The 10319-nt window shown below is 66.9% G+C and carries 11 protein-coding genes; 9 read left to right on the top strand and 2 right to left on the bottom strand.

Annotated features, from left to right (window positions below; translation table 11 throughout):
- The coding region (locus FFS27_RS33670) for an MHYT domain-containing protein (protein WP_171019213.1) at positions 1-169 on the bottom strand (169 nt) is incomplete at its 3' end.
- A gap of 353 nt (positions 170-522) precedes the next feature.
- Here FFS27_RS33670 and FFS27_RS21450 point away from each other — a divergent pair.
- From FFS27_RS21450 to FFS27_RS21420, 6 genes are all read left to right on the top strand, one after another.
- Entirely contained in the window at positions 523-864 is a 342-nt protein-coding gene (locus tag FFS27_RS21450) for a ribonuclease E inhibitor RraB (protein ID WP_003087738.1), read from the top strand.
- Between the two features lie 97 nt (positions 865-961).
- Entirely contained in the window at positions 962-1660 is a 699-nt protein-coding gene (locus FFS27_RS21445; protein ID WP_003087739.1) for a type 1 glutamine amidotransferase, read from the top strand.
- 349 nt (positions 1661-2009) lie between these two features.
- Positions 2010-3422: a circularly permuted type 2 ATP-grasp protein gene (locus FFS27_RS21435; RefSeq protein ID WP_003087741.1), complete on the top strand. Its 1413-nt coding sequence runs from the start codon at positions 2010-2012 to the stop codon at positions 3420-3422.
- A gap of 2 nt (positions 3423-3424) precedes the next feature.
- The gene (locus FFS27_RS21430) at positions 3425-4378 is read left to right on the top strand and encodes an alpha-E domain-containing protein (protein ID WP_003087742.1); all 954 of its coding nucleotides are present in this window, start codon (positions 3425-3427) and stop codon (positions 4376-4378) included.
- The gene (locus FFS27_RS21425) at positions 4375-5175 is read left to right on the top strand and encodes a transglutaminase family protein (protein ID WP_003087743.1); all 801 of its coding nucleotides are present in this window, start codon (positions 4375-4377) and stop codon (positions 5173-5175) included. Before FFS27_RS21430 ends, FFS27_RS21425 begins: the two co-directional genes overlap by 4 nt.
- A gap of 81 nt (positions 5176-5256) precedes the next feature.
- Positions 5257-5988, top strand: coding sequence for a peptidase (locus FFS27_RS21420; RefSeq protein ID WP_003100716.1), 732 nt, complete (start codon positions 5257-5259; stop codon positions 5986-5988).
- 7 nt (positions 5989-5995) lie between these two features.
- On the opposite strand, the gene FFS27_RS21415 is transcribed toward FFS27_RS21420, so the two are convergent.
- Complete coding sequence (locus FFS27_RS21415) at positions 5996-6817, bottom strand: cytochrome c (protein ID WP_003087745.1); 822 nt, start codon at positions 6815-6817, stop codon at positions 5996-5998.
- Positions 6818-6929: 112 nt separating this feature from the next.
- On the opposite strand from FFS27_RS21415, the gene FFS27_RS21410 reads away from it, so the two are divergent.
- The 3 genes from FFS27_RS21410 to FFS27_RS21400 form a co-directional block, all read left to right on the top strand.
- Entirely contained in the window at positions 6930-7817 is an 888-nt protein-coding gene (locus tag FFS27_RS21410; protein ID WP_003087746.1) for an AEC family transporter, read from the top strand.
- A gap of 571 nt (positions 7818-8388) precedes the next feature.
- Positions 8389-9594, top strand: coding sequence for an acetyl-CoA C-acetyltransferase (locus FFS27_RS21405; protein ID WP_003117712.1), 1206 nt, complete (start codon positions 8389-8391; stop codon positions 9592-9594).
- 13 nt (positions 9595-9607) lie between these two features.
- Positions 9608-10319, top strand: a 712-nt coding sequence (locus FFS27_RS21400; protein ID WP_137952196.1) for an enoyl-CoA hydratase/isomerase family protein, incomplete at its 3' end; no start/stop codon positions are given.

Here is a 10319-nt window from a genome sequence, read left to right as displayed (position 1 = left end):
ACCAGATGCCGAAGCCCATGGCGAAAGCGCCGCCGATCAGCCTGGAGAGCGCCTCGCGGCCTTTCGCCAGGGTCACCCGGCCGGCCATGTCGAGAGCGGTGTAGGACGCCAGGATGGCCACAATCAGGGAAAAGGCGACAAGAACCTGGTTGTAGCTGCTGATAAGCATGAAAGCGTCCGAACGGGATAGCGGGAGAGAAGTGGTTGATATCAACCTGACATTATTGCACGAGTCGCTTTCGCCAATGCCATCGGGCAGGACCAACGGTCGCCGGCGCAGGCGGAATCTTGCTCAACGGCCGGGCCTTTTGTACAGCGCTTTGTCTGCCGCCGGTCGCCGCCCGCCGGGGCAGGCGGCGGAAAGCTCGGCAGCGCTGGCAGGTTGACGCTACCCTGAAAGAAGCCATGGTCGTCCGATCTTCCTCTGGCTTGATCAAAAAAACTCTCATGATCGCCGACGATGGCTTCAGCTGAATGGGGAATCGGTGAACTTTCTGAATGTCTCGACAGGAGGTGCGTCTCATGGAAAAGCCCTTCTCGGATGATGTCAGCGTGAATGTCCTGCGTCGCATGAAAGAAGGCGGCTTCGACTTCGCGCGCATCCATCCCATCGACTTCTTCGCCATCTTTCCCAGTGAGCGGGAGGCCCGCCAGGCAGCGGGCCAGTTTCGCGGCGAATCCCTCAGGGCCCAGGTCGTCGCTCGCGACGATGGCTCCTGGAACCTGCAGGTCAGCAAGGTGATGTACGCCACCCATGCCGCCATCGGTGCCTTCGAACACGACCTGGAGGAAGTCGTGGTGCCGCTGGGCGGCGTGCTGGACGGGTGGGGCGTGACCCAGGAGGTCACTTCGCTGCGTCCGTGACGGCGGCGGGACCCCGGCCGCGATCCTGGGCCGGGGCTCCTGCGTCGGGCTTTCCTTCCTCGAAGGCTTTCCTTCAGACTGGGGAAGGAGGTAAGCCATGAGCGATATTCTGATCCTGACCCATGCCGAGTTCTGTCCGCCAGGCCATCTGGGTGCCGTGCTGGCGGCGCGCGGCCTGGACTTCCGCGTGATCCGCGCCGACCTCGGCGAACTCGCCGGTCTCGACGCCGAACGCCCGCGAGCGGTGGCGATCATGGGTGGGCCGATGAGCGTCAACGACGACCTGCCCTGGTTGCGCGACGAACTGGCGCTGCTGCGTCGCTTCATCGAGCGGCGCATCCCGCTGATCGGCCATTGCCTCGGCGGCCAGTTGCTGGCCCGCGCCCTGGGCGCGACGGTGCGGCACCAGCCCTACACCGAAATGGGCTGGCAGCCCATGCAGCGGGAAAGCCGCGACAGTCCATGGCTGGCCGGGCTGCCGGAGCGCTTCTCGATCTTCCAGTGGCACGGCGATGCCTTCGACCTGCCGCAGGGCGCCGAGCGCCTGCTGTCCAGCCCGTGGTGCGAGAACCAGGGGTTTTCCTGGGGCGATCACGTACTCGGCCTGCAAGGCCATCCGGAAATGACCGAGGAACTGGTGCGGCGCTGGATCGCCGGCTGGCCGCACCTGCTCGATCCCTCCCAGCCCAGCCAGCAATCCGCCGAGGACATGCTGGCCGGGTTGCCTGCCAAGGTTGCCGGGCTGAATCGGGTGGCCGAGGGTTTCTACCGTCATTGGCTGTCGCTGATCGATTGACCTTCCCGGCCGCGGGCGCCTCCCTGGCACTACCGCCGGTCCGCTTTATCGCTCGTTCGAGCGAGACGGCTGTCTGCATGGAAGGGAGGGGAGAAGCCGTCTCCCTTCCGGGTCTGTTCTAGACTTATCGGTCCCACAGGTCGCTTCGCGATCGGCAGGTCGATGCCGGTCCGTGGCCGCGGGGCGCGCATGCCGTCGAACGGGGCGCCCTTCCTCTCCCTGTGGGCAGGATGCACCAGACTGGGGCGAACCCGCCGCGCCGACCCTGCGAATCGCCGACGAGCCGTGATCCGCGCGCTGGCACGGGCTTTGCGAGTTCCCCATCGTTCGTGACGACAAGGAGTCCGGCATGGCACGCATGTTTTACGACGAGATGCACGATGCTGGCGGCGAATGCCGCTCGCATTATCGGGAATTCGCTCGCTGGCTGGCCGACACCCCTGAAGAGCAATTGCTGCAACGCCGGCGCGAAGCCGACCTGCTGTTCCACCGCGCCGGCATCACCTTCACCCTGTACGGCGACGAGCAGGGCACCGAGCGCCTGATCCCCTTCGACACCATCCCGCGCAGCATTCCCGCGGCGGAGTGGGCGCACATCGAGGCCGGCTGCATCCAGCGCGTCCAGGCGCTGAACCTGTTCCTCGCCGATCTCTACCACGAACAGCGCATCCTCAAGGCCGGCGTGATTCCTGCCGAGCAGGTCCTGGCCAACGACCAGTACCAACTGGCGATGCAGGGACTGGACCTGCCGGGCAACGTCTACGCGCACATTGCCGGGGTCGACCTGGTCCGCGACGGCAGCGGCAACTACTACGTGCTGGAGGACAACCTGCGCACGCCCAGCGGTGTTTCCTACATGCTGGAAAACCGCAAGATGATGATGCGCCTGTTCCCCGAGCTGTTCGTCCGCCAGCGCGTGGCGCCGATCGACCACTACCCGGACCTGCTGCTCGACACCCTCAAGCGGGCCAGTGACGTCGAATCGCCGAGCGTGGTGGTATTGACGCCGGGACGTTTCAACAGCGCCTACTTCGAACACGCCTTCCTCGCCCGCGAGATGGGCGTGGAACTGGTCGAAGGCGCCGATCTGTTCGTCCGCGACGAGCGGGTCTACATGCGCACGACGGCCGGACCGCAACCGGTGGACGTGATCTACCGAAGGATCGACGACGCCTTCCTCGACCCGCTGGCGTTCAACCCGGATTCGCTGCTCGGCGTGCCCGGCCTGCTGGCCGCCTACCGGGCCGGCAACCTGGTGCTGGCCAACGCGATCGGTACCGGGGTGGCCGACGACAAGTCGATCTATCCCTACGTGCCGGACATGATCCGCTTCTACCTCGGCGAAGACCCGCTGCTGCACAACGTGCCGACCTGGCAATGTCGCAAGCCGAAGGAACTGGCGCACGTCCTGGCGCACCTGCCGGAGCTGGTGGTGAAGGAGACCCAGGGCTCCGGTGGCTACGGCATGCTGGTTGGGCCGGCGGCCAGCCGGGAGGAAATCGAGCTGTTCCGCGAGCGCCTGAAGGCTCGTCCGGAGGCCTATATCGCGCAACCGACGCTGTCCCTGTCGACCTGTCCGACCTTCGTCGAGAGCGGCGTCGCGCCGCGCCATATCGACCTGCGGCCGTTCGTCCTGTCGGCACCGGATCGGGTCCGCCTGGTGCCTGGCGGGCTGACCCGGGTGGCGTTGCGCGAAGGCTCGCTGGTGGTCAACTCGTCCCAGGGCGGCGGCACCAAGGACACCTGGGTGGTGGAGGAATAAGCATGCTCAGCCGGACCGCTTCCGACCTGTACTGGATGTCGCGCTACCTGGAGCGCGCGGAGAACCTTGCCCGCATGCTCGACGTCAGCTACTCGCTGTCGCTGTTGCCGCAGGACCGCAACGGCGGCGGCCTGGACGAACTGGCCATGCCGCTGCTGATCACCGGCACCCTCGACGCCTACCTGGAGCGCCACGGCGAACTGGCCGCCGAGCGCCTCCTGAGTTTCTTCGCCCTCGACCCGGACAACCCGGCGAGCATCTACAGCTGCCTGGCCGCAGCGCGCGCCAGTGCCCATGCGGTACGCGGGCGGATCACCCTGGACATGTGGGAGAACATCAACGCCACCTGGCTGGAAATGCGCGGCATCGCCGCCGAGGGCATCCTGCGCTATGGCATCAGTCGCTTCTGCGAATGGGTGAAGGACCGCTCGCACCTGTTCCGCGGCGCGACCTTCGCCACCAGCATGCGCAACGATGCGTTCCGCTTCATCCGTCTCGGAACCTTCATCGAACGCGCCGACAATACCTTGCGCCTGCTCGATGCGCGCTACCAGACCCAGGGCGAAGCGGCGCTCGCCGGGGCGGACGAGGGCACCGCGCGCGGCTACTACCAGTGGAGCGCGCTGCTGCGGGCGCTATCCGCCTTCGAGGGCTACACCGAGCTGTACCGCGCCTCGCCCAACGCGCGCAACATCGCCGAATTGCTGCTGTTGCGCGAGGACGTGCCGCGTTCGCTGCTGTCCTGCATCGAGGAACTGAGCGAGATCCTTTCCGGCCTGCCCGGCGTCAACGGCCGGCCGGCGCAGCGCCTGGCCGCCGAGCTGGAGGCGCGGGTGCGCTACACCGGCATCGACGAGGTGCTGGAGCAGGGCCTGCATACCTGGATCACCGACTACATCCTGCTGGTTCGCCAGTTGGCCAACGCCATTCACAGCTCCTACCTGGAGGCCGCATGAGACTCTCGATCACCCACGACACCACCTATCGCTACGAAGACCGGGTGCGCGCCAGCATCCAGTACCTGCGCCTGACCCCGCAGGACAGCGAGCGCCAGCACGTGGTCGATTGGCGCCTGGACCTGCCGCGCCCGGCGCGGCCGCTGCGCGATCCGTACGGCAACATCCTGCACGTCCTGACCCTGGACGAACCGCATGAGTCGGTCCTGATCGCCGCCCACGGCCTGGTCGAGATCGATGAGGAGCGCGAGGTCGAGCACGATCGCCAGTCGCCGTTGCCGTTCCTGCGCAGCACCCGCCTGACCGGCGCCGATGCCGAGATGCGCGCCTTCGCCGAACGCGCCATGGGCGGCCGCAAGGACCGCGGCGGCCTGCTCGACCTGATGCATGCGCTGCACGAGCATATCCTCTACCAGCCGGGGGCGACCCGCGTCGACAGCACCGCCATCGAGGCCTTCGGCGCACGGGCCGGGGTCTGCCAGGACCATGCCCATGCCTTCCTCGCCTGCATCCGCAGCCAGGGTGTGCCGGGGCGCTATGTCTCCGGCTACCTCTACACCGAGGACGACACGCACCTGGCCAGCCATGCCTGGGCCGAGGCCTGGCTCGGCGACGGCTGGTACAGCTTCGACGTGACCAACCGGCTCGGCCGTCCGGAGCGCCATCTCAAGCTGGCCGTCGGCCTCGACTACCTGGATGCCTGCCCGGTGCGCGGCTTGCGCCGTGGCGGCGGTTGCGAGCAGATGCATGCGCGGGTGCTGGTCAGCGCGCCGCTGCTGCAGGTGCAGCAACAGTGACGATCCATTGCGCGCCTGGCGTTATCGGCGATTGCCTTTACGCTTGAGGGGCGGGGACGGACGGAATAAGGAAGATTCGAGATGACCTACTGTGTCGCGATGCACCTGGCCGACGGCTTGGTGTTCGCCTCCGATTCGCGGACCAACGCCGGGATCGACCATATCGCCACCTTCCGCAAGCTGTTCACCTTCGGCACGCCCGGCGAGCGCCTGCTGGTGGTGCAGACGGCCGGCAACCTGGCGACCTCGCAATCGGTGATCAACCTGCTGCAGCAGCGCATCCGCCGGGACGGCGCCAGCCTGCTCAACGTGCCCTCGGTCTACGACGCCACGGCGCTGATCGCCGAGACCACCCGCGAGGTGATGGCCCGCGACGGCGGCAATCTGGCCGGCAATACCGACCTGAGCTGCTCCTTCCTGGTCGGCGGGCAGATCGCCGGCGGACCGCCGGCGCTGTACAGCATCTACCCCCAGGGCAACTTCATCCAGGCCACGCCGGACACGCCTTTCCTGCAACTGGGCGAAAGCAAGTACGGCAAGCCGATCCTCGACCGCAACCTGACTTTCGACACGCCGCTGGAGCAGGCCCTGCGCTGCGCGCTGGTGTCGTTCGACTCGACCATCCGCAGCAACCTCTCGGTGGGCATGCCGCTGGACCTGCTGGTCTACCACCGCGACAGCCTGATCCTGCCGGAGGGCTACCGGGTCACCGAGGACGACGCCTATTTCAGCGCCATCCGCCGCCAGTGGAGCGCCGGCCTGCACGACTTGCTGGAGCGCCTGCCGTCGCCGCCCTCGGCGTACAACATCTGACGCCGCTTCAGCCGGCCGCGCCCGCTTTGCGGCCGGCCATGTGGCGCAGGTAGCCGATCAGCTGGCGCAACTCCTGGTCGTCGATCACCCGTTCCGGGAACGCCGGCATCTTCGCCTGTGGCCATTGCCGCAGCGCCTGCGGGTCGCGGATGTAGCGGGCGAGGAATTGCGGCTGGAAGTACTCGGTGGGGTTGTACGGCAGGTTCAGGTCCGGGCCGAACTGGGCGTCGCCGGCACCGTTGAGACGGTGGCAGGCCAGGCAGTTCTTCTGGAACACGGCGAAGCCGGCGCGCACTTCCGCGCTGGCGTCGGCGGCCGGCAGCAGGGCCGGGAAGCGTTCGGCCAGAGGGGGCTGATAGCGGATGCGGACGACCTGGAAGGGCCATTGCTCCGGACCGATGCGTTTTTCCTCGGGTTTGCTCCAGACCAGATAGAACGGCCCGGCGGACGGCTTGCCGGCGCCCAACGGCGGCCAGGGGCGCTGCGGATCCTCTATCGCCAGCCAGGCTTGCGAGCCCTGTTCGGCGAGCAGCGGGGCGGCCGGCAACTCGGCGGCGAAGCCATCGCTGGCCACGGCCTGCAAATGGTCTTCGGGATGCACGCCTTTCAACAAGGCCGCCAGTGGCACGGCGCGGTAGCGCATGTTCCGGCGGTAGGCGACGTCGGCCGGGATGTCCAGGTCGCGGGCCTGCGGATGCCTGAGCAGTTCTTCGCTGCTCCAGGTCTGCGTGCCCCCCGGCAGTTCCAGGCGGAGCTCGGCGGCCCAGGCGGCAGCCACAGGGAAGAGCAGGGCACCTAGCAACGCCAGGCGCGGGAGAGTGACAGGCATGCGGGTTCCTCGTGCATCCGCCGGTTATGACATGGAGCGAGAGATTGGCACGGAACGGGGGCCTCGCGGTAGCATGCGGGCCATTGCATAGCTGGCTAACCAAGGGGTTCCCGTGCTCGCCGAGTTGTTCGCCGTGATGGCGCCCGTGCTGTTCGGCGCCGGTGTCGGTTATGTCTGGGTCCGTCTCGGACACGCCTATCCGACCGAGTTCGTTTCGCGCATCGTGTTCAACATCGGTTCGCCATGCCTGATCCTCGCCACCCTGGCGCATACCCGGGTGGACCTGCACAGCTTCGGCCGGATGGCCCTGGCCAGCGCGCTGATCTGCGTCTGCATGGCTGCGCTGGGCTGGGCGGCGGCGCGCCTCGGGCGCCAGGAGTGGCAGGTGCTGGTGCCGGCCTACAGCTTCCCGAATGTCGGCAACATGGGCCTGCCGGTGTGCCTGTATGCGTTCGGCGAGGCGGGGATGACCCTGGCGGTGGCGTTCTACCTGATCATGTCGATCGGCAACTTCAGCCTCGGCGTGTTCTGGATGAGCGGCGAGCGCTCCTGGCGCTCGCTGCTGGGCAATCCGATCCTGCTCAGCGTGCTGCTGGCCTTGTTGTTGATGGGGCTCGACCTGCAACTGCCGCGCTGGATGGCGAATACCGTCGACCTGATGGCCGGGCTGACCATTCCGCTGATGCTGATCACCCTCGGCGTGTCCCTGGCCAGCATCCGTCCGCGGCAACTGGGCAATGGCTTCTTCTATGGCGGCCTGCGTCTTCTGCTGGGGGCGCTGGTGGGCTGGTCGGTGGCGCTGGCGTTGCAATTGCCGCCGCTGGCGCAGGGGGTGCTGGTGGTGCAATCGTCGATGCCGGTGGCGGTGTTCAACTATCTCTACGCCTTGCGCGGCAATCGTTCGCCGGATCAGGTCGCCAGCCTGGTGCTGTGTTCGACCTTGCTGTCGTTCGCCTTCATTCCGCTGCTGCTGACCTGGTGGCTGCCTGCGCTGCGCTGACCGCAAGGCGGTGCGCAGCGTGCAGGCAGCAGGGTGCCCTAGCGGATCAGACTGTTAAGGTTGGGAAGGATCAGGATGACTGTGGTGGCGAAGACGATGAGGCTCGCTTGCCGCCATCTTTTTGGCTGCTCGTTCAACATGGCCTGTCTGCCTTTCTTGTTGTCGGGTGGCTGCCTGCTCCGCGCTACGGCCCGGCGGAACGGCTTGCCACGCAGTGGCGTACTCTTCGGTCGGCCCGGCATCCCCGGCGTCGACCTCCCTTTCGAACGCTTGCATGAATCAGTCTAAGCCCCGGCCTGCGCGGGCTTAGACCACTTGGATACAAGCTGCTCCGGTCTAGACATATTCCCTCTATATGACAGCGTGGTGACGGCTCTGGCGTGCGTCTCGACCGTTCGTCCGGTGTCCGGGTTTCCGGTCGAAAGATGGCATGGTGCTATCTTCCCGGCGTTGCAGGCTGAGCTGGGCGGTCAATCAGCCTGAGCGGTTCGGTCATTGTCCCGCAGGCGAGCCTGTTTAAGGTAGGCGGAGGCCCGCTCGGCCGGACGAGAACAGGATAAGAGAGACCGCCATGACCGACGCATTCATTTACGACGCCGTGCGTACTCCCCGCGGCAAGGGCAAGAAGGATGGCGCGCTGCACAGCGTCAAGCCGGTGAACCTGATGGCCGGGCTGTTGCGCGCGGTCCAGCGGCGCAACGACCTGGATACCACCCAGGTCGACGATATCGTGCTCGGCTGCGTGACGCCGGTGGGCGACCAGGGCGCCGATATCGCCAAGACCGCGGCGCTGGTGGCCGACTGGGACGAACAGGTTGCCGGCGTGCAGATCAACCGTTTCTGCGCCTCCGGCCTGGAGGCGGTGAACCTGGGTGCGATGAAGGTACGCTCCGGTTTCGAGGACCTGGTCCTGGTCGGCGGCGTCGAGTCCATGTCACGCGTGCCGATGGGCTCCGACGGCGGCGCCTGGGCACTGGATCCGGAAACCAACCTGCACACCAGCTTCGTCCCGCAAGGGATCGGCGCCGACCTGATCGCCACCCTGGAAGGCTTCAGTCGCGCCGATGTCGATGCCTTCGCCCTGCGCTCCCAGCAGAAGGCCGCCAAGGCCCGCGCCGAAGGGCTGTTCGGCAAGTCGCTGGTGCCGGTCGCCGACCAGAACGGCATCGTCCTGCTCGACCACGATGAGTTCATTCGCGCCGACTCCACCCTGGAAGGGCTCGCCGCGCTCAAGCCGAGTTTCGAGATGATGGGGCAGATGGGCTTCGACGCCACCGCGCTGCGCAAGTACAGCCAGGTCGAGCGCATCGAGCACGTGCATACGCCGGGCAACAGCTCGGGGATCGTCGACGGCGCCAGCGCCATGCTCATCGGCTCCGAGGCCAAGGGCCGCGAACTGGGCCTGAAGGCGCGGGCGCGGATCGTCGCTACCGCGGTGACCTCCACCGACCCCACCATCATGCTTACCGGCCCCGCGCCGGCGACCCGCAAGGCCCTGGCCAAGGCCGGCCTGAAGGTGGAAGACATCGACCTGTTCGAAGTCAACGAGGCGTTCGCTTCGGTGGTGATGAAATTCATGAAGGACATGGGCGTGGCGGAAAGCAAGGTCAACGTCAACGGCGGCGCCATCGCCATGGGCCACCCGCTCGGCGCCACCGGCTGCATCATCCTCGGCACGCTGCTCGACGAACTGGAGCGGCGCAACCTGCGCTACGGCCTGGCCACCCTCTGCGTAGGTGGCGGCATGGGCATCGCCACCATCATCGAGCGCGTGTGAAGGGAGAACCGGAATGACTGACGCTATCCGTTACGAAAAAGGCCAGGACAACGTCGTCGTCCTGACCATGGACATGCCCGGGCAGAGCGCCAACACCATGAACGGTGTCTACCGCGAGGCGATGGCGAAGACCATCGCGCGGCTGGAGGCGGAGAAAGAGGGGATCGCCGGCGTGGTGCTGACCTCGGCGAAGAAGACCTTCTTCGCCGGCGGCGATCTCAACGAGCTGATCAAGGTCACCAAGGCCGACGCCCCGGCCTTCTACCAGGGCATCCTCGAACTCAAGGGCCAACTGCGGCGCCTGGAGACCCTCGGCAAGCCGGTGGTCGCCGCGATCAACGGCGCTGCGCTGGGCGGCGGCTGGGAGATCTGCCTGGCCTGCCATCACCGCATCGCCCTGGACAATCCCGGCGTGCAGCTCGGCCTGCCGGAGGTGACTCTCGGCCTGTTGCCGGGCGGCGGCGGGGTGGTACGTATGGTGCGCCTGCTTGGCCTGGAGAAAGCCCTGCCGTACCTCGCCGAAGGCAAGAAGGTGCGTCCGGCGGAAGCGCTCAAGGCCGGGCTGATCCACGAACTGGCCGACAGCCCCGAGGAAATGCTGGAGAAGGCCCGCGCCTGGATCCTCGCCAACCCGGCGGCGAAGCAGCCCTGGGACAGCGCCGGCTACAAGATTCCCGGCGGTACGCCTGCCAGTCCCAACGTGGCGCAGATGCTGGCCATCGCAC

Source organism: Pseudomonas sp. 2VD, from assembly GCF_005503585.1.
Lineage (GTDB): Bacteria > Pseudomonadota > Gammaproteobacteria > Pseudomonadales > Pseudomonadaceae > Pseudomonas > Pseudomonas aeruginosa.
This window is presented reverse-complemented; position numbering and strand designations above follow the sequence as displayed.

Coding starts and splice junctions, on each gene's coding strand:
- FFS27_RS21450 (WP_003087738.1), top strand. CDS start 523: ATGGAAAAGCCCTTCTCGGATGATGTCAGCGTGAATGTCCTGCGTCGC.
- FFS27_RS21445 (WP_003087739.1), top strand. CDS start 962: ATGAGCGATATTCTGATCCTGACCCATGCCGAGTTCTGTCCGCCAGGC.
- FFS27_RS21435 (WP_003087741.1), top strand. CDS start 2,010: ATGGCACGCATGTTTTACGACGAGATGCACGATGCTGGCGGCGAATGC.
- FFS27_RS21430 (WP_003087742.1), top strand. CDS start 3,425: ATGCTCAGCCGGACCGCTTCCGACCTGTACTGGATGTCGCGCTACCTG.
- FFS27_RS21425 (WP_003087743.1), top strand. CDS start 4,375: ATGAGACTCTCGATCACCCACGACACCACCTATCGCTACGAAGACCGG.
- FFS27_RS21420 (WP_003100716.1), top strand. CDS start 5,257: ATGACCTACTGTGTCGCGATGCACCTGGCCGACGGCTTGGTGTTCGCC.
- FFS27_RS21415 (WP_003087745.1), bottom strand. CDS start 6,817: ATGCCTGTCACTCTCCCGCGCCTGGCGTTGCTAGGTGCCCTGCTCTTC.
- FFS27_RS21405 (WP_003117712.1), top strand. CDS start 8,389: ATGACCGACGCATTCATTTACGACGCCGTGCGTACTCCCCGCGGCAAG.